We start from the raw sequence: 18,816 nt of genomic DNA, 5'->3' as shown, positions 1-18,816 counted from the left end.
AGGACCCCCGCACCCTGGCCGGGTGCGGGGGTCCTTGTCGGTGCTCGTGGGGTCGTCAGCCGGTGACGCCTTCGAGGCATCCCTTCAGCTCTGCGGCCTCATCGGCCTTGAGCTCAACGACGAGACGACCGCCGCCTTCCAGGGGCACGCGCATGATGAGGCTGCGTCCCTCCTTGGTGACCTCCATAGGGCCATCACCGGTCCTGGGCTTCATAGCCGCCATGGAACTCGATCTCCTGTCCGTCGGCACGTTCTTCCAGCACTCATCATATCGGATGCGTCACACGAGGCGTGGCGGGGGTCTCAGGCGGCCCCGGATCACGGCGGATAGTCGCCGCCCTGGGGCAGCGGGGACCACTGCCACAGCACCCCGACCCACACGATCTGCGACAGCGCGCAGACCACCACCAGACACCACCTGTAGGCCCTCGACTCGCTCACCGCGATCAGCGGAGCAGCCAGCACGAACAGCGGCAGCAGCATGCGCGGCGTGGAGGACTGGGGGTGCAGGAAGAGCAGGAGGTAGACGGCGTACGCGTGCGCCCACACCTGCAGGCCCAGCGGCAGGCTCCGGCGCACCGCGGTCGTGGTCATCAGCAGCACCCACAGCCCCACGACCACCAGCAGGAACAGCCATCCCCAACCCTCGCCCAGCAGCCGTCCGCCCAGGTTCAGCCACGGCTCGACCGGCACCAGCGTCGTCCCCCGCCAGGCCGTCTCGGTCTCCGTGTAGGCGCCCGGCTCGCCGGTGACCAGCCAGGCGATCACAGGCCACGCCAGGGCGCAGGCGCAGGCCCACAGGGCGAGCCAGAACCAGCGGTCGAACACGTCCAGGACGGCTCCCGGCCCCCTCTCGCGCAGCACGGCCAGGGCTCGGATGGCCCACACGATGCCCAGCGCCGCCGCGAACGGCACCCCGGCCGGTCGCGTGAGGCACATGAGCAGGATGGCGACGGCGGCCAGAGCGGCGCGCCGCTGCAGGACCAGCAGCAGCGACAGCGCCAGCAGCGCTAGATGCAGCGACTCCGCGTAGGCCGTCTGCAGGATCGGCGAGACAGCGCAGAACCCGACGACCGCCAGGGCCCAGGCTCCGTCGCGCCGGCCCAGCAGATGACGGAACAGCGCCGCGATCGCCAGGGCCGCAGCGAACCCGGCGAGCAGGGCCACCACGGGCGCTGCGATCGTCCACGACGCCCCCGTCAGCCCCGTGAGCGCTCGGACCAGCAGCGGGAACACCGGGTAGAAGGCCCAGGCGTTCTCCTCGACGCGCCCGGTCTCATCACGAGGGATCCGGGTGGGATAGCCGTCGTCGTGGATGCGCTCGTACCACGTGCCGTCCCAGATCCCGGCGGTGGCGAAGTAGCCCAGCGGCGTCTGGCCCCACGGCCCGTCCGGTGCCTGCCGATCGACCACGATCAGCACGAGCGCCGACCAGGCCCTGGCCACCGCCCAGATCAGCAGGGCCTGCAGCCACAGCGGCTGACGCGCCAGCCGGGCACCGGCCTCTACCGCCCAGCCGGCCAGGACCGTGTGGACCCGTGTGGGACGGATGTCGGGGTCCGCTGCCTCCGCTTCCGCCGAGCTCACAGAACTCTCCTCGTCGCGCCGGACGTGCTGGCCGTGCGCGCGAAGAGAGCAGCGTCCGGGGTGCGCGCTTCGCGCCTGGGCGCCGGCGCCCCGATCTCGCTGCGGCCGCTGCGCGTCCAGTGCACCGGAGCCTGGGCCGACTGATCGGCATCGCTGCCCCCTGGCCGTGAGACTGCGACCTGCCGGACAGCCGCAACGGCTCCGAGCGCGATGAGCAGCAGGGCCAGCACCATCGCCACGACCGGTGCGCTCACCTGCGTCCCGCTCTGCCGTGGTCCTCGTAGCCCTCGAAGGGCACGGAGTCGTAACCGCCCATGTCGGCACGGCGCTCGGCCTCGCGGGTGAAGCGGTCGTGGGCCTCGCGCATGATCCGCACCGCCTCCTCCGGCGAGTCGGTCAGACGCACCAGATCGGGATCCTGCGGGGAGATCATCCCCTGCTCCAGCAGCGAGCCGCGGATCCACTCGAGCAGCGGCGTCCAGAACGCGACGCCCATGAGCACCACGGGGAATCGGGTCATCTTCCCGGTCTGGACCAGGGTCAGGCACTCGAAGAGCTCGTCCAGGGTCCCGAAGCCGCCGGGAAGGGCGATGAAGCCGTGGCTGTACTTGGCGAACATCGTCTTGCGCACGAAGAAGTACCGGAAGTTGATGCCCAGGTCGATGTAGGGGTTCAGGCTCTGCTCGTGCGGCAGCTCGATCCCCAGGCCCACGGAGGGAGCCTCGACGTCGTGCGCGCCGCGGTTGGCGGCCTCCATGATGCCGGGCCCGCCGCCTGTGATCACCGTGTAGCCGGCGCGGCCCAGCTCTCGGCCGACCTGCCGGGCCAGGCCGTAGTCCGAGGAGTCCTCAGGCACGCGCGCGGAGCCGAAGACCGTCACCGCCGGCCCCAGCCGGGCCAGGGTGTCGAAGCCGTCGACGAACTCCGACTGGATCCGCAGGATGCGCCAGGGGTCGGTGCGGGTGAAGTCGTCGTCGTGACCGGCCTCCAGCCCGCCGCCCTGTTCCAGCAGCCGCTGATCCGAGGTGCGGCGATGGGCCTCGCGACCGCGCAGGACGATGGGGCCCTTGAAGCGCGAGGGCCGCTGGGCCTGGCCGTCGCCGGCCGGCGGGACGGACTGGCCCTCGCCAGGCACCTCCTGCGCGGGTTCGAGAGGGTCGCTGGCGCGGGGATCGCTGTGGCTCATGGCTCCAGGCTATGCCCTAGGACAGCCAGCTCAGCAGGACCCGACGGCACTCGCGGATCGCCTCGGCGCTGACATGCTCGTCATCGGTGTGGGCCAGCAGAGCGTCGCCGGGGCCGAAGTTCACGGCTGGCACCCCCATGGCCGAGAAGCGGGCCACGTCGGTCCAGCCGTACTTGGGCTGGGGCTCCTGCCCGACGGCAGCCACGAAGGCCGCCGCGGACGGGCGGTCCAGGCCCGGACGCGCCGCCGGGGACAGGTCCACGAACTCCAGGCCGTGGCCCGGGAACAGGTCCCGACAGTGCTGCTGGGCCTGCTCCAGGGTCTTGTCCGGGGCGAAGCGGTAGTTGATCTCGACCGAGGCCGCGTCCGGGATGACGTTGCCCGCGGTGCCGCCGCTGATGCGGATGGCGTTGAGCCCCTCCCGGTAGGCCAGGCCCTCGACCTCGATCGTCGCGGGCTCGTGATCGGCCAGCACGGACAGGACGTCGGCGAGCTTGTGGATCGCGTTGTCCCCGCGCCAGGCCCGACCTGAGTGCGCCGCCAGGCCCTTCGGAGCGATCACGAAGCGCAGCGTGCCGTTGCAGCCGCCCTCGACCGTGCCGTCGGTGGGCTCGAGCAGCACCGCGAAGTCGGCCTCCAACAGGTGCGGAACGCTGCGCTCCAGACGCGCCAGCCCGGACTTGGCCGAGGCGACCTCCTCGTGGTCGTAGAAGACGTAGGTGATGTCCCGGTTCGGCTCCGTGAGCTGCGCGGCCAGTCCCAGCTGCACGGCCACCCCGCCCTTCATGTCGGTGGCCCCGCGGCCGTAGAGCGTGAGATCGCCGTCGTGGTCCGCCCAGCTCGAGGGCACCGTCCCGCGCGAACCGGCGGCGGTGGGCAGCGGGACCGTGTCCAGGTGACCGGCCAGCACGACGCGCTCTGCCCGGCCCAGCTCGGTGCGGGCGATGATCGCATCGCCGTCGCGGTGCACGCTCAGGTGCTCCAGCCCGCGCAGGGCCTCCTCGACCAGATCCGCCAGCGGCGTCTCGTGATCGGAGACGGACTCGACGTCGATCAGCGCGGCCGTGAGCTCGGCGGGATCGGCGTGCAGGTCCAGCCTCCGCACGTCGCCGGCGGTGCTCGTGGGGGCTTCGGGCGCTGCAGATGACTCGGGGCTCGACATGACGCCACCATATCGGCCGACGCGCAGGTCCCGGCCCTCTGCCCCGTCCTGCCCGATCCGTAGGATGGGCCCCATGACTTCAGCCACCCCTGCCCCCAGCACCACCCAGTCCCGTCACGCGGCCGGCATCGGCCTGGCCAGCGTCGTCGCCGAGGGCCCCCGGGCCGGGACGGTCCTGGACGTCTGGTACCCAGCCCCCGTCCTGGGCCAGGAGCCCGACCGCTCGCTCGACGGCGACCTCCGCCATGCCGCCCTGCCGGATGCCGATCGCAATGTCACGGTCGAGGTCGTGGACCGCGTGATCGACCTGGATGCCGCCCCGGTCGATGCCGCCGACGTCTACCTGCGCCTGCACCTGCTCTCCCACCGCCTGGTGCAGCCCCACTCGATCAACCTGGACGGCGTGTTCGGCCTGCTGGCCAATGTGGCCTGGACCGACCGCGGCCCCGTGCTGGCCGAGGAGCTGAACCTGGCCCGGCTGCGCATGCGCTCCACCGGGCACGTCAGCGTCCTGTCCGTGGACAAGTTCCCCCGCATGGTCGACTACGTCGTGCCCTCCGGCGTTCGCATCGGCGACGCCGACCGCGTCCGTCTGGGTGCCCACCTGGCCGAGGGCACCACCGTCATGCATGAGGGCTTCGTGAACTTCAACGCCGGCACGCTCGGCTCGGCCATGGTCGAGGGCCGCATCTCCGCCGGCGTGGTCGTGGGCGATCACACCGACATCGGCGGCGGCGCCTCGATCATGGGCACGCTCTCCGGCGGCGGCACGCAGCGCATTCGCCTGGGCGAGCGCGTGCTGCTCGGCGCCAACGCCGGCGTGGGCATCTCGCTGGGCGATGACTGCATCGTCGAGGCCGGTCTCTATCTCACCGCCGGAACCCGCGTGCAGGTCCTCGGGGATGGCTCGCAGGAGGCCCGCACCGCCAAGGCGCTCGAACTGTCCGGGGTGTCCAACCTGCTCTTCCGCCGCAACTCGACCAGCGGCGCCGTCGAGGCCCTGCCGCGCGGCGGCCGCACGGTCGAGCTGAACGACGCCCTGCACAAGAACTGAGGCTGCGCGCCGGGGCCGAGCTGACCCCGGCGCGCCTCACGAGCGCCCTGGTCATCGGGGGCAGGGCGCCTGGCATCCAGCTGAAGGAGAGACATCCGCATGCGCATCCTTGTCACCGGGGGGACCGGATACATCGGCTCGCACACTGTCCTGGCACTGCTCCAGGCCGATCACGACGTCATCGTGGTCGACAACCTCGCCAACTCGTCCAGGCAGAGCCTCGAGCGCGTCCACGAGCTCGCCGGCCGGGAGGTGCTCGGCTTCGAGGAAGTCGACCTGCTCGACCTGCCGGGACTGCACCGCGTGTTCGAGCAGTGGAAGCCCCAGGCCGTCATCCACTTCGCCGGCCTCAAGGCCGTGGGCGAGTCCAACGAGAAGCCGCTGTGGTACTACACGAACAACGTGGGCGGCACGCTGAACCTGCTGCACGCCATGGAGGACAGCGGCTGCCGCACGATCGTGTTCTCCTCCTCGGCCACCGTCTACGGCGACGTCGAGACCATGCCGCTGACCGAGAAGCTCGACAAGGACGCGACCAACCCGTACGGGCGCACCAAGGAGCAGATCGAGGACATCCTGGCGGATATCGCAGCCTCGGACGAGCGCTGGAACGTGGCTCTGCTGCGCTACTTCAACCCGGTGGGCGCTCACAAGTCCGGGATCATCGGCGAGGACCCCACGGGCATCCCCAACAACCTCATGCCCTTCGTGGCGCAGGTGGCCGTGGGACGGCGCGAGAAGCTCAAGGTCTTCGGCGGGGACTACCCCACCCCGGACGGCACCGGCGTGCGCGACTACATCCACGTGGTCGACCTGGCCGACGGCCACGTCCGCGCCCTGGAGTGGCTCGCCGACAACGGCGGCGCCAGGATCTGGAACCTCGGCACCGGGCGCGGCTACTCCGTGCTCGAGGTCCGCGAGGCCTTCGAGAAGGCCTCCGGCGTAAAGATCCCCTACGAGATCGTCGACCGCCGCCCCGGCGACGTCGCGATCAACTACGCCGACCCCGCCTCTGCCCTGGCGGATCTGGGCTGGTCCGCCGACCGCGATATCGACACCATGTGCCGCGATCACTGGAACTGGCAGAAGGCCAACCCCATGGGCTACGCCGACTGAGGCCCTGGTCCCGCACGGGCCGGGGGCTGGCTGGCGGGTCATGGGCAGGAATGTGTGCACAGGATCGTCCTGCATCCCGGTGATCACACCGCAGCAGGCCGATCGACATGCTCAGGGGCAGATCGAGTGGTTCCGCAGCGTGGAGGCCTCGAAACATTGGCCCCGTGGTGTGGCCTTCGCGCTGCAGACGCACACGGGGAGTCCGCTCGACGGCAGGGATCGCTCAAGAGCACGCTGCGAGGCCACTCGATCGCGCCCGGGCCATCCACATATTTCTGCCGACAGCGCTCCCAGGCCGCGCAGGAACGCCGAACGCCGGGCCGCCTTCCTCTGCTCGAGGAGGCTGCCCGGCGTTCATCGTCTGCGCTGCGGGTCTAGGCGGACCCGCTGCGCTCACTTGCTCGGGTAGGAGCGCTCGCCCTCGCCGACGTAGAGCTGGCGCGGACGCCCGATCTTGGTCTCGGGGTCCTGGACCATCTCGCGCCACTGGGCGATCCAGCCCGGCAGGCGCCCGATCGCGAACAGCACCGTGAACATGCGCTCCGGGAAGCCCATGGCCTTGTAGATCAGGCCGGTGTAGAAGTCGACGTTCGGGTAGAGCTTGCGCTCCACGAAGTAGTCGTCCGCCAGGGCCTTCTCCTCCAGGCGCATGGCGATGTCGAGCATCTCGTTGTCACCGCCCAGGCGCTCCAGGATGTCGTGGGCGTAGCCCTTGATGATCTTGGCGCGGGGGTCGTAGTTCTTGTAGACGCGGTGCCCGAAGCCCATGAGCTTCACGCCGTCTTCCTTGTTCTTGACCTTCTCCATGAAGTCCTCGGGCGACAGGCCCTCGTTCTGGATCTGGTCGAGCATGGCCAGCACGGCCTCGTTGGCGCCGCCGTGCAGCGGGCCGTAGAGGGCGTTGATGCCGGCGGAGACCGAGGCGAACATGTTGGCCTCGGAGGAGCCCACCAGGCGCACGGTGGACGTCGAGCAGTTCTGCTCGTGATCCGCGTGCAGCATCAGCAGGATATCCAGGGACTTGGCCAGCGCGGGGTCGATCTCGAGGTCCTCGGCCGGGACGCCGAAGCACATGCGCAGGAAGTTCTCCGCGTAGGACAGCTCATTGCGGGGGTAGAGCATGGGCTCGCCGATGGACTTCTTGTAGGCGTAGGCGGCCAGCGTGGGCACCTTGGCCAGCAGGCGGATCGTGGAGATCTCGACGTGCTCGGGATCGTGCGGGTCCAGGGAGTCGGCGTAGAACGTGGACAGCGCCGAGACCGCGGAGGACAGCACCGGCATGGGGTGGGCCGAGCGCGGGAACCCGTTGAAGAACATCTTCAGGTCCTCGTGGACCATGGTGTGGGTGGTGACCCGGTGCACGAAGTCCTCGTACTGCTCCTGCGTGGGCAGCTCGCCGTAGATCAGCAGGTAGGCGGTCTCCAGGAAGTTGGAGTGCTCCGCGAGCTGCTCGATCGGGTAGCCGCGGTAGCGCAGCACGCCGTTCTCGCCGTCGATGTAGGTGATCGCCGAACGCGCGTTCGCGGTGTTCATGAAGCCGGGGTCATAGGTGACCGCCCCGGTCTCCTTGCGCAGGGCGCCGATCCCGATGCCCTCGTTGCCCTCGTTGGCCTCCAGGACGGGCAGCTCGAGGGGCGCGCCCTCGGAGATGCTCAGCTGGGCCTTGCGGCCGTCATTGCCGGACTCGGTCATGGGTCTCCTCCGTTGTCTGTGAGGCGGATGGCGCTCACGTGCACCCGGCGCGCCGCGCTGAGGCGGCGGCATCGGTACTGGGAAGCCGAGGACGTCGCTGTCTCTCGGCAGAAGGTCGCAGTGGTGTCCGCAGACACTCGATCACGGCTCAATCTACTCGCTCGGTGCCCGCACCCGCCAATCTGGCGGCGGTGCGGGCGCCGAGCGCGAGCGGTGCGGCTCGGCCTCAGGCGGCCGCGCGCAGGCGCTCGACGGCGGCGTCGATCCGCTCGTCCGAGGCCGTCAGGGCGATCCGCACGAAGCCGGCCCCGCCCTGCCCGTAGAAGACACCGGGGCCGGCCACGATCCCCAGCCGGGCGAGCTCTCCCATGAGGTCCCACGTGTCCTGCTCGGTGCGGCCCTCGCGGCGGCACCACAGGTAGAGGCCGGCCTCCGAGTGGACGATGCTCAGCCCGAAGGCCTCGACGGCACCGCGCAGCCGCTCACGGCGATCCCGGTAGAGCGCCTTCTGGGCGACCACATGGGCGTCGTCCTCGAGCGCGGCGCGCATGGCCGCCTGGACGGGCGCGGGCACGATCATGCCCGCGTGCTTGCGGGAGTTCACGAGCCCGGCGATCAGCTCGGGGTCCCCCGCTGTGAACGCGGCGCGGTACCCGGCCAGGTTCGACTGCTTGGACAGCGAGTACACCGACAGCAGCCCGGTGAGATCGCCGCCGCTGACCCGCGGATCCAGCACGGAGGGAACCGGCTCGCCGCCCTCCTCGCGGTCCCACGCGCCCCAGCCGAGCTCGGCATAGCACTCGTCGGAGGCCACGACCGCGCCCAGCTCGCGCGCCTTCTCAACGACGGCGCGCATGGTCTCGAGATCGGCGACCGCGCCCGTGGGGTTGCCCGGGGAGTTCAGCCAGATCAGGCGCACCCGCCGGAGCACGTCCTGCGGCAGCTCGTCCAGGTCATCTGCGGCCACATGCTCCGCACCGGCCAGCTGCGCTCCGATGTCATAGGTGGGGTACGCCGCCCGAGGGCGCACCACCACGTCCCCGGCGCGCAGCCCCAGCAGCAGCGGCAGCCAGGCCACGAGCTCCTTGGAGCCGACCGTGGGCATGATCTGCTGCGGGTCCAGCCCGGGCACGCCGCGACGGCGGTCGTACCAGCGGGCGATCGCCTCACGCAGCGCGGGCGTGCCGTGGGTGGTCGGGTAGCCGGGGGCGTCGGAGGCGCCGGCCAGCGCGTCCTGGACCACCAGCGGGGTGGGATCCACGGGCGTGCCGATCGACAGGTCGACGGTCCCGTCCGCATGCTCGGCGGCGATGCGGCGGTACGGGGCCACCGACTCCCAGGGGTACTCCGGCAGATCCAGGCCGAAGGCGCGGGGCTGCTGAGTCACGGGACTCAGTCCTGGTTCTGCGGGGGCAGGGCGGCGATGCCCGGGTGGTCCTTGCCGGTGTTGCCCAGGCGGGCGGCGCCGCCGGGCGAGCCGAGGTCGTCGAAGAACTCGACGTTGTACTTGTAGTACTCGGCCCACTCGTCCGGGGTGTCGTCCTCGTAGTAGATGGCCTCGACGGGGCACACGGGCTCGCAGGCTCCGCAGTCCACGCACTCGTCGGGGTGGATGTAGAGGCTGCGCTCGCCCTCGTAGATGCAGTCGACGGGGCACTCTTCCACGCAGGCCTTGTCCTTGACATCGACACAGGGCTGAGCGATTACATACGTCATGGAGGCGACGGTCCTTTCTCGCGGAGTTCTCCGCCCATTCTACGGGCGAGCGCCCGGTGGCCCGCCCCGCGCGTCATACGCCGATACTGTGATGCCCATGACGTCCCAGCCTCAGCAGAACCCCGCACGGAGCATCGCCCTGAGCCGCTTGGCCGGCGCAGCGCTCGGCACGCGGTTGAGCGTGCGCTATGCGCTGCCGACCGGGGACCCGTCCGGCAAGGGACGCACGGACGCGATCGGCACGCTCGTCTCCCGGCACGACGATCCCCCCGCCGTGACCCTGCAGACGCGCAGCGGGCAGGTGCTGATCCCGCTCGAGCTCGTCAGGCTCGCCCGCGAGGTCCCGCCTCCGGTGCCGCGCCGACGGCCCCAGGGCTGACGAGCGTCTCGGCCTCGAAGGCCTCCGCGGCCTGCTCCGCCAGGACCCGGCGCACCGCCGCACGACGCCGACGCCACCAGCGACCCACCAGGACCACCGACAGCAGCGTCACCACCAGGATGCCGCCGAACCACAGCAGCCCGGCCAACCCGATCGCCGAGGTGGTCGACAGGACCACGAGCGGCGAGTCCTGACGGCCGAAGGCCAGCACGAAGGCCGCCCCATAGGCCACGATGCCGGGCACCGCGGCGGCCCAGATGCGCCGCGTGGTGGTCCCCGACCACACCGACAGGCTCAGCAGGAGGGCCAGCGCCAGCGGGGCACCCCACGGGACCCACACGCCGTCGCCGAAGCGGGCGATGTTGCCGTGCACCGCCGTGCCGACCACGCCGGCCAGCAGGCCGCTGAGGATCGAGATCGTCGCCGAGACGGGCACGGAGGCCTGATCCACCGAGGACCGGCCGGCCGTGCGGCCCGTGAGCTGCCTCTCGCGGGTCATCGGCTCAGCTCCTGCTGCTCCGTCAGGCGCGCCGCCTCCCCGCCGAGCAGCCGGAAGGTCTCGGCCTGCGGCATGGACTGCGGCACTCGGTTGGACAGCTCGTAGCGCGGGTCCGCGGGGTCATCACCCGTCTCGATCTGCGTGGCATGGGCACGCATGGCCGCGTGGCGGGCGGCTCGCGAGGACTCGTCAGCGCGGATGACCGCCTGCGGGCGCTCGTCCTGCGGATCCGGCTGGCCCTCGATCGCCCAGGCCAGAGGGGACGGCTCGGCTCCGGGACCGTCCTGCCCCTCGAGCAGCTCGAGCGCCCGGGCCAGCACCCGCGCGGTGCGCACGTGGTCGGGATGGCCGTATCCGCCGTCGTCGTCATAGGAGAGGACGGCATGCGGGCGGATCTCACGCAGCGCCGCGGCCACGTGGGCTGCGGCCTGGTCCACGCCGGCCGCCGTCAGCGCCTTCGGCGAGACGTCCTCGGCGGGCTGGGCCCGGCCGTCGGGGCCCCAGGACATGCCGGAGTCCATGAAGCGGTCACCGCCGCCGGGGAAGCCTGCCCTTGCCTCCAGGGCAGGCGCCTGCCCCGCGTACACGTGGTGCTCCACGCCCAGGGCGCGGCAGGCCGCGGCCAGCTCTCCCTCGCGGTGGGCCCCCAGGGCGGTGCCGTCGTCGTGGTTGTCCGGGTGCCCGACCTCCAGGTGGGCCAGGTGCGGGACCATGACTTCGCCGCGCTCCCCGCGGGTCATGGTGATCAGGTGGACCTGCGCCCCGGCCTGCACCAGCGAGGCCAGCGCCAGCCCGGAGACGAGGGTCTCGTCATCCGGGTGCGCGTGCACGGCCACCACCCGGGCCCGCTCCGGGGCCGTATCGCGCGGCAGCAGCGAGTCCACGGCATCCGGGCGGATCAGCGTGCCGGGCTCCGGGTACGACGGCGGCGCCGAGGTCTCCCCCGGCGCCGTCGTGTCGTGGTGCTGATCAGGCACGGTTGCGCTGGCGCGCCTGGCGCACGCGCTCGTTGGACTCCAGGATCACCTTGCGGATGCGGATGGCCTCCGGGGTGACCTCCACGCACTCGTCCTCGCGGGCGAACTCGAGGCACTCCTCCAGCGTCATCTGGCGCGGCGGGGTGAGGTTCTCGAAGTTGTCGGCTGCGGCCGAGCGCATGTTGGTGAGCTTCTTCTCCTTGGTGATGTTCACCTCCATGTCGTCGGCGCGCGCGTTCTCGCCGATGACCATGCCCTCGTAGACCTCCTCGGTGGGCTTCACGAAGATCGTGCCGCGCTCCTGGAGGTTGATCATGGCGAACGGAGTGGCCACTCCGGCGCGGTCCGAGATCATGGAGCCGTTGGTGCGGTACTCGATCGGGCCGAACCAGGGCTCGAACCCATCGGAGTAGGACGAGGCGATGCCCGCGCCGCGGGTCTCCGTCATGAAGGTGGTGCGGAAGCCGATCAGACCGCGGGCGGGCACCACGAACTCCATGCGCACCCAGCCGGTCCCGTGGTTCGTCATGGTCTCCATGCGGCCCTTGCGGGTGGCCATGATCTGGGTGATCGCGCCCAGGAACTCGTCCGGGGTGTCGATCGTCATGCGCTCGACCGGCTCGTGGACCTTGCCGTCGATCTCGCGGGTGACGACCTGCGGCTTGCCCACCGTGAGCTCGAATCCCTCGCGGCGCATCTGCTCCACCAGGATCGACAGGGCCAGCTCGCCGCGGCCCTGGACCTCCCAGGCGTCCGGGCGCTCGGTCGGCAGCACGCGCAGCGACACGTTGCCCACGAGCTCCTTGTCCAGGCGGTCCTTGACCTGACGAGCCGTGACCTTGGCGTTCTTGACGCGACCGGCCATGGGCGAGGTGTTGATGCCGATGGTCATGGAGATCGCGGGGTCGTCGACCGTGATGACCGGCAGCGGCTTGGGGTTCTCCGGATCGGTCAGCGTCTCGCCGATCGTGATGTCCTCGATGCCCGCCACAGCCACGATCTCGCCGGGGCCGGCCGACTCGGCCGGGACGCGGTCCAGGCCCTTGGTGGCCAGCAGCTCGGAGATGCGCACGTTCTTCAGCGAGCCGTCCTTGCGCGCCCAGGCCACGGTCTGGCCCTTCTTCAGCGTGCCCGAGAAGATGCGCAGCAGGGCCAGGCGGCCCAGGAACGGCGAGGCGTCCAGGTTGGTGACGTGGGCCTGCAGCACGCCGTCGTCTTCGTAGGACGGGGCCGGGATGTGCTCCATGATCGTCTTGAACAGCGGCTCGAGATCCTCGCTGGCCGGCAGCTGACCGTCGCCGGGGAACTCGGTGTCGGCACGCCCGGCCTTGCCGGAGGCGTAGACCACCGGCACGTCCAGCACGGCATCCAGGTCCATCTCCGGGTAGTCCTCGGCGATGTCCGAGGCCAGGCCGAGCAGCAGGTCCATGGTCTCGGAGACGACCTCCTCGGCGCGGGCGTCGGGGCGGTCGATCTTGTTGACGACCACGATCACCGGCAGCTTGGCCTCCAGTGCCTTGCGCAGCACGAAGCGGGTCTGCGGCAGCGGGCCCTCGGAGGCATCCACGAGCAGCACGACGCCGTCGACCATGGACAGGCCGCGCTCGACCTCGCCGCCGAAGTCCGCGTGGCCCGGGGTGTCGATCACGTTGATCGTGATGACCTCGCCGTCGGCCGAGGGGCCCTCGTAGAACACCGTGGTGTTCTTGGCGAGGATGGTGATGCCCTTCTCCCGCTCGAGATCGCCCGAGTCCATGACGCGATCGGCGACCTCGCCGTGCTCGGCGAACGTGTTCGTCTGCCGGAGCATGGCGTCCACGATGGTGGTCTTGCCGTGATCCACGTGGGCCACGATCGCGACGTTGCGGAGGTCGGTGCGCTGGGCAGTGCTCATACGAGTGGGGTCTCTCTTCAGACGATGGCGTGCTCCCGCCCTTTCTGCCAGGACGGTGCTCGGTTCCGGCCCGGGGCCGGCGGGGGTCGCGACGAGGGTCGCGGAAGTCCGTCGAGGAGTCTAACGCCCCCGAGCAACCCGCCACCCCGGGGCGTCGCCGACCTCACACGCGGATCTCACCGCCCGCCCTCACTGCTCCCCACCCGCACCCCCACCTCGCGCATCCGCCGCACGATCCGCCCTGCCGCACATCGAGTGGCCGAATCTGGACCCTTCTCCCAGCCGGAATCGGTGACGGATCGGCCAGTCGCGGCGGCAGAGGTGAGGAATCAGCCAGTCGCGGTGCCGGCCGGGAAAGCGGGGCGGCAAGGACAGCCGGGGCGGCGGGGGCAGGCGCGACGGTTCCGGGGCGGGTGGCGGCAGCCCGAGTCAGAGGCCTTGGAAGGACTCCACGATCTCGGCGGCGGGGCAGGCTCGGCAGGCGGCGAAACCCGTGCCGGCCCACAGATGCACGAGCTCGCGAGCGCCGGCAGCCGCAGCGGCCTTGCGGATCGGCGAGGTCAGCGAATTGACCTGCGGATACCCGGCGATCTCGTGCTCGGCCATCGCCTGCGTGTAGGCAGTGGCCAGCGCCCGGGCAGGCCGGCCCGAGAAGGCGCGCGTCACCACGGTCTGCACCGCGGAGGGATCCGCCGCAGCCTCCAGCACCGCCTGACGATGGACCGCGCCGGTGCCTGCCTCCTCGGCCGCGAGGAAGGCCGTGCCCGACTGCACCGCCCGGGCTCCCGCGGAGATCAGCCGAGCGGCAGCTGCGTGCGAGCCGACGCCGCCGGCCGCGACGATCGGCAGCTGCGGATGGGATGAGGCCAGCGCCGCCAGCGTGCGCTCCAGCAGCTCCGGCAGGGGCTCGGTCCCCGGCACAGTGTCCTGCGCCAGCGTGAAGCGATGCCCGCCGGCGTCGGGCCCCTGCAGGACCAGGGCATCGGGGCCGAAGGCTGCGGCTTCCACCGCCTCCTCTGGCGAGGAGACCGACAGCAGCACAGCGGTCCCGGCGTCCTGCAGCGCGCGGAGGGTGGCCGTCGGTGGCAGCCCGAAGGTGAAGCTCACGACCGGCACCGGGTCCTCCACCAGAAGAGCGATCTTCTGGTCCCAGCCGTCGTCGGAGTACTCGGGCAGCGGGCGCTGAGCGGCCTGCTCCCCCAGCTCGGCGTCGATCCCGGCGACCGCACGGACCCACTGCGAGCGGAAGGCCGCCAGCTGCTCGGGATCGGTGGGAGCGGCCTCCGGGACGAACACGTTGACGCCGAACGGGCGGTCGACATCGCGCAGACCCGAGCGCACGGCCGCGATCTGCTCCGCGAGAGAGTCTGCCGACTGGTATCCGGCCGCCAGCATCCCCAGACCCCCGGCGCGCGAGACCGCGATCGCCAGCTCCGGGCTCGACGGCCCGCCTGCCATGGGCGCTGCGATCAGCGGCACCTCGAGGGCATCGAGGAATGTGGAGTGGGCATCCATGGACATGACGCGACCTTCCTGACGAGTAGCGTGGCGGGCGACCAGACGTGCTGGAACTCACTCTAGGAGCCATCCCATGGGGGCAGGATGCTGAACGACCTCTCGCTGGGTGCTCTTGTCCTGGCGGCTGCGGCGATCCTGATCGGCTCCGCCCTGCAGCGACTCTCCGGCACGGGCGTGGGCCTGGTGGTGACCCCGGTGCTGTCCCTGCTGCTGGGTCCGGTGGCCGGGGTGCTGCTGACGAACGCGGTCACCACCGTCTCCGGCTTCACGATCATGGTCTCCGTCCGCAAGCGCGTGGACTGGCGCCGCGCGGGGATCGTGGTCGGCTCGGCCCTGCCCGGGGCGGTGCTCGGAGCCCTGCTGGTGCTGTGGCTGGAGGCGTCCTGGCTGCAGATCGGCATCGGCGTGCTGGTGCTGATCGCCCTGTCGTTGACCGTCGCGACCCCCGATCTTCCCCACGTCACGAGTCGCGCCGCGCTGCCCGTGGCGGGGGCCGTCGGCGGCCTGCTGAACACGACGGCGGGTGTGGCGGCTCCGGCGATGGTCATCGTCTCGCACCTCACCCGCTGGGAGCAGAGGGCGTTCGCGGCCTCCTTGCAGCCCATCTTCATGTCCATGGGGCTGATGTCGGTGGTGCTCAAGTCCCTGATGGGCGCCACCGGGGACCAGGGCCTGCCGCCGTGGTGGACGCTGCCGGCGGTGATCTGCCTCGTGCTCGGCGGAGTGGGGATCGCCGCGGCCCTGGAGTCCCGGGTGCCGCCCGAGCGCGCCCGCACGCTCGCACTGATCCTGGCGGGCCTGGGCGGGGCCGCCGCCGTGGTCAAGGGCGTGCTCGGGGTGCTGTGAACGACGACGGCCCGGCATGTCATACCCCGGGAGGACCTGACAGCCGCTCCCAATAGGCCGCCGGTCCGATGTGCCGGAGGGCTCCGAGACGGCAGTCTTGGAGGCATGAGCACACCGCATCAGGCGTCCGCATCCTCCGGACACACCCACGAAGCCATCCCGCACACTCCCTGGCAGGCCCCGCGCGAGCTCGCGGTGGCCGCCCGCAACGTCTCCAAGACCTACGGCGACGGCGATCTGACCGTCACGGCCCTGAACAGCGTCTGCCTGGACATCGAGCGCGGCACGTTCACCGCGGTCGTGGGTCCGTCGGGCTCCGGCAAGTCAACCCTCGTGCACTGCCTGGCGGGCCTGGACTCGCCCGATCGCCGCCCCGACACCTCCATCGTGGTCGGCGGACGCGACATCGTCTCGCTGAACGACAAGCAGCTCACCGAGTTCCGCCGCGAGCACGTGGGCTTCGTCTTCCAGGCCTTCAACCTGGTGCCTGTGCTCACCGCGCGGCAGAACATCGAGCTGCCGCTGACCCTGGCCGGGCGCCGACCGGATGCCGACCTGCTGGGCCGGATCACCGACAGCCTGGGCCTCGCCGAGCGCCTGGACCACCGCCCCGACGAGCTCTCGGGCGGTCAGCAGCAGCGCGTGGCGATCGCCCGCGCCCTGATCACCAGCCCGGACGTCATCATCGCCGATGAGCCCACCGGAGCTCTCGACACCGACACCACGACCCAGGTCCTGCAGCTGCTGGCCGACACCGTGCACCAGCAGGGCCACACCGTCGTCGTGGTGACCCACGATCCCCGCGTGGCCGACTTCGCGGACCGCACCGTGCGCGTGCAGGACGGCGTGATCGTCTCCGACGAGACCCGCCCGGGCCGCCCGGTCGCCGACGGCAGCGGGGCAGGGGGTGTGCGCTGATGCGCCGCATCGTCCTGAGCCGACTGCGTCTGCAGTGGACGCGCTACGTGCTGATCATGCTGGCGATCGCCGTGTCGGCGGCCTTCGCGACCGGGTCGCTGATGCTCGGCACCACCATGACGCACTCCATGGTCTCGACCGTCGCCGATTCCACTCGCAATGCGGACCTGGTCGTGAGCGAGGACTGGGAGAACAGCACCTATGCAGAGACCGAGGAGACCGAGGCCTCCGACCCCGAGAACCCCGAGTCCGTGTACGGGCAGGACTACGTGTCCATCGAGGACCTGAAGCAGCTGCAGGACATCGACGGTGTGGAGACGGTATGGGCACCGGCCAGCACCGCCATCGACGTCGGGACCGACGGCAGCTCGTCGACGGTTCTCTACCTCGGAACCGCCCCGGAGGATCCCCAGATCTTCCCGTGGGAGCTCGACGAGGGCTCGATGCCACAGGGCGATGGGGAGATCGCGCTGAACACCTCGCGCGCCGAGCAGCTCGGCGTGGGCGTCGGCGACACGCTGAGCCTCGCCGCACCGTCGCCGGAGGAGCAGGGCATGTCGGAGGAGCAGATGTTCCCGACCGGCGAGGACGCCGAGGTCACCGTCACGGGCATCGTGGGTGCCGAGTCCAGCTCCGACATGTTCCACGGATGGGCCTCCCCCGACGTGATGAGCACGGTCTCCCCGTTCGACACGGACCTGCTTCCCGTCAACTCCAGCACCCAGATCATGCTCTCCGACGGCGCGGACCTGGAGACGGTGCGCGGTCAGATCCAGGACCAGCTCGAGGCCCTGCCCGGCGACACCGCCTTCCTGGTGCAGACCCCGCAGGAGCAGACGCAGAAGGCCCTCGACGACATGGCCGGCGCCGCCGCCGGGCTCAGCGCCTTCCTGCTGGCCTTCGCCATGCTGGCCGTGCTGGTGGCCTTCCTGGTGATCACCACGACCTTCGGCGTGCTCACGGCCCAGCGCGCCCGGGAGCTGGCGCTGCTGCGCTGCCTGGGCGCCACTGGCGGCCAGATCCAGCGCTCGGTGCTGCTGGAGGCGCTGGTGCTCGGGCTCGTCTCCTCGGCGATCGGCGTGGCGGCGGTGGTCGGTGCGGGGTTCGCGCTCGAGCCCCTGCTTCCCGCCGCCGCCCCGATCGATGTGGCCGTGGCCCCCAAGGACATCCTCCTGGGTCTGGTGATCGGCATCCTGGTGACCGTGCTGGCCTCCTTCGGGCCCGCGCGCCGGGCCATGGGCGCCTCTCCGCTGGACGGCATGCGCGGCTCGCGTCGCGCCGAGCGGATCCCGTGGGTGCGCTCCGGCTTCGGGCTGCTCGTGCTGATCCCGTCGGCGCTCGTCCTGGCCTGGGCCGCCTTCACGCATGATCACCCCGCCGTGGGTGTGGTGAGCGGCATCGGCGCGGGCGTGGGCCTGATCCTCACCTCGCGGCTGTGGATGCCGGCGATCGTGGGCGTCCTGGGACGGATCCTGCCCGGCGGCGTCCCGTCGCGGCTGGCCGCCGCGAACGCGATCCGGCACAGGTCGCGCACCACCACGACGGCCACCGCGCTGCTGATCGGCATCACGCTGGTGACCACCGTGCTCACCGGCCACGCCGTGGCGCAGAAGTCGGTGCTCGATGACCTGGACCGCTCCATGCCGGTGGACATCACCGTCTCCCAGCAGGTGGACCAGGACACCCTGCAGCAGATCGAGGACGTCGACTCGGTGGTCTCCGTCGAGCAGACGGACGAGGCCGTCGAGGTGGATCTCGAGCGCGGCATCGGCGGCACGGAGACCAGGACGGCCGCGCAGGATATCGCCGAGCTCACGGACACCGAGGCCTACGAGATCGCGGCGAACGGCCTGCAGAAGGCCATGATGGTCGACATCCTCAACGTGATGCTGTGGGTGGCCCTGGGCCTTCTGGCTGCCGCTGTGGCGGTCTCCGTGCTGGGCATCACCTCGACGATGTCGCTGTCGGTGCTGGAGCGCACTCGGGAGAACTCGCTGCTGCGGGCCCTGGGGCTCTCCCGCGCTCAGCTCGGTGCCATGATCCGGCGTGAGGCGCTGGTCATCTCCGCTGCGGCCGGCGTGGCCGGGGCCGCGGCCGGATGGCTGCTGGGCACCGGGGTGGTCTCCGCGATGGTCACCGACACCATCCCCGTGGCGATCACTGTCCCGTGGGGCGGCCTGCTCGCCGTGGCGATCGGCGTGCTGGTCGTGGCGCTGGTGTCCTCGGCCCTGCCGGCCCGCCGGGCCACACGGGTGGCCCCCGTGGAGGGCCT

At 71.1% G+C, this 18,816-nt stretch carries 17 protein-coding genes; 6 read left to right on the top strand and 11 right to left on the bottom strand.

The window, feature by feature from the left end; all coding sequences use genetic code 11:
- Nucleotides 1-55: 55 nt before the first annotated feature.
- The 4 genes from M3E84_RS08805 to dapE form a co-directional block, all read right to left on the bottom strand.
- Entirely contained in the window at nt 56-223 is a 168-nt protein-coding gene (locus M3E84_RS08805) for a DUF3117 domain-containing protein (RefSeq protein WP_081609586.1), read from the bottom strand.
- Between the two features lie 95 nt (nt 224-318).
- Nucleotides 319-1,587 (bottom strand): hypothetical protein, encoded by a 1,269-nt coding sequence (locus tag M3E84_RS08800; RefSeq protein WP_259895822.1) that lies wholly within the window; start codon nt 1,585-1,587, stop codon nt 319-321.
- A gap of 250 nt (nt 1,588-1,837) precedes the next feature.
- Nucleotides 1,838-2,773: a TIGR00730 family Rossman fold protein gene (locus tag M3E84_RS08795; RefSeq protein ID WP_259895821.1), complete on the bottom strand. Its 936-nt coding sequence runs from the start codon at nt 2,771-2,773 to the stop codon at nt 1,838-1,840.
- A 16-nt stretch (nt 2,774-2,789) separates the two neighbouring features.
- Nucleotides 2,790-3,935 carry a succinyl-diaminopimelate desuccinylase gene (gene dapE / locus M3E84_RS08790; protein WP_259895820.1) on the bottom strand — a complete coding sequence of 382 codons (1,146 nt, stop codon included), beginning with the start codon at nt 3,933-3,935 and terminating at the stop codon, nt 2,790-2,792.
- 64 nt (nt 3,936-3,999) lie between these two features.
- Here dapE and dapD point away from each other — a divergent pair, with 64 nt between their 5' ends.
- Together dapD and galE are read left to right on the top strand one after the other, a co-directional pair.
- Nucleotides 4,000-4,989 carry a 2,3,4,5-tetrahydropyridine-2,6-dicarboxylate N-succinyltransferase gene (gene dapD / locus M3E84_RS08785; protein WP_396415594.1) on the top strand — a complete coding sequence of 330 codons (990 nt, stop codon included), beginning with the start codon at nt 4,000-4,002 and terminating at the stop codon, nt 4,987-4,989.
- 99 nt (nt 4,990-5,088) lie between these two features.
- Entirely contained in the window at nt 5,089-6,105 is a 1,017-nt protein-coding gene (gene galE / locus M3E84_RS08780; protein ID WP_259895818.1) for a UDP-glucose 4-epimerase GalE, read from the top strand.
- 393 nt (nt 6,106-6,498) lie between these two features.
- On the opposite strand, the gene M3E84_RS08775 is transcribed toward galE, so the two are convergent.
- From M3E84_RS08775 to fdxA, 3 genes are all read right to left on the bottom strand, one after another.
- Entirely contained in the window at nt 6,499-7,797 is a 1,299-nt protein-coding gene (locus tag M3E84_RS08775; RefSeq protein WP_259895817.1) for a citrate synthase, read from the bottom strand.
- Between the two features lie 226 nt (nt 7,798-8,023).
- Nucleotides 8,024-9,184: a succinyldiaminopimelate transaminase gene (dapC, locus tag M3E84_RS08770; protein WP_259895816.1), complete on the bottom strand. Its 1,161-nt coding sequence runs from the start codon at nt 9,182-9,184 to the stop codon at nt 8,024-8,026.
- 5 nt (nt 9,185-9,189) lie between these two features.
- A complete protein-coding gene (gene fdxA / locus M3E84_RS08765) occupies nt 9,190-9,513 on the bottom strand; it encodes a ferredoxin (protein WP_006214921.1) in 324 nt (107 codons plus the stop codon).
- A gap of 97 nt (nt 9,514-9,610) precedes the next feature.
- Here fdxA and M3E84_RS08760 point away from each other — a divergent pair, with 97 nt between their 5' ends.
- Entirely contained in the window at nt 9,611-9,892 is a 282-nt protein-coding gene (locus M3E84_RS08760; protein ID WP_259895815.1) for a hypothetical protein, read from the top strand.
- On the opposite strand, the gene M3E84_RS08755 is transcribed toward M3E84_RS08760, so the two are convergent.
- The 4 genes from M3E84_RS08755 to M3E84_RS08740 all read right to left on the bottom strand — a co-directional run bounded on the left by M3E84_RS08755 (nt 9,837) and on the right by M3E84_RS08740 (nt 14,783).
- Nucleotides 9,837-10,391, bottom strand: coding sequence for a hypothetical protein (locus tag M3E84_RS08755; protein ID WP_259895814.1), 555 nt, complete (start codon nt 10,389-10,391; stop codon nt 9,837-9,839). The two genes, M3E84_RS08760 and M3E84_RS08755, sit on opposite strands and share 56 nt — an antisense overlap.
- On the bottom strand, nt 10,388-11,368 hold the full coding sequence (locus M3E84_RS08750; RefSeq protein ID WP_259895813.1) for a PIG-L family deacetylase: 981 nt from the start codon (nt 11,366-11,368) through the stop codon (nt 10,388-10,390). Before M3E84_RS08750 ends, M3E84_RS08755 begins: the two co-directional genes overlap by 4 nt.
- Complete coding sequence (gene typA, locus M3E84_RS08745; RefSeq protein WP_259895812.1) at nt 11,361-13,262, bottom strand: translational GTPase TypA; 1,902 nt, start codon at nt 13,260-13,262, stop codon at nt 11,361-11,363. Before typA ends, M3E84_RS08750 begins: the two co-directional genes overlap by 8 nt.
- Nucleotides 13,263-13,691: 429 nt before the next feature.
- The gene (locus tag M3E84_RS08740) at nt 13,692-14,783 is read right to left on the bottom strand and encodes a nitronate monooxygenase (protein ID WP_259895811.1); all 1,092 of its coding nucleotides are present in this window, start codon (nt 14,781-14,783) and stop codon (nt 13,692-13,694) included.
- Nucleotides 14,784-14,864: 81 nt separating this feature from the next.
- Between M3E84_RS08740 and M3E84_RS08735 the strand changes: the two genes are divergently transcribed.
- From M3E84_RS08735 to M3E84_RS08725, 3 genes are all read left to right on the top strand, one after another.
- Nucleotides 14,865-15,626 carry a sulfite exporter TauE/SafE family protein gene (locus tag M3E84_RS08735; protein WP_259895810.1) on the top strand — a complete coding sequence of 254 codons (762 nt, stop codon included), beginning with the start codon at nt 14,865-14,867 and terminating at the stop codon, nt 15,624-15,626.
- Between the two features lie 105 nt (nt 15,627-15,731).
- Nucleotides 15,732-16,544: an ABC transporter ATP-binding protein gene (locus M3E84_RS08730; protein WP_259895809.1), complete on the top strand. Its 813-nt coding sequence runs from the start codon at nt 15,732-15,734 to the stop codon at nt 16,542-16,544.
- Nucleotides 16,544-18,816, top strand: a 2,273-nt coding sequence (locus tag M3E84_RS08725) for an FtsX-like permease family protein (protein WP_259895808.1), incomplete at its 3' end; no start/stop codon positions are given. The genes M3E84_RS08730 and M3E84_RS08725, both read left to right, overlap by 1 nt.

The organism is Kocuria sp. p3-SID1428 (assembly GCF_025149945.1).
In the GTDB taxonomy this organism is placed as follows: Bacteria; Actinomycetota; Actinomycetes; order Actinomycetales; family Micrococcaceae; genus Kocuria.
Note: the sequence above shows the minus strand (reverse complement) of the source record. Positions and strands in the feature narration are given on the sequence as shown.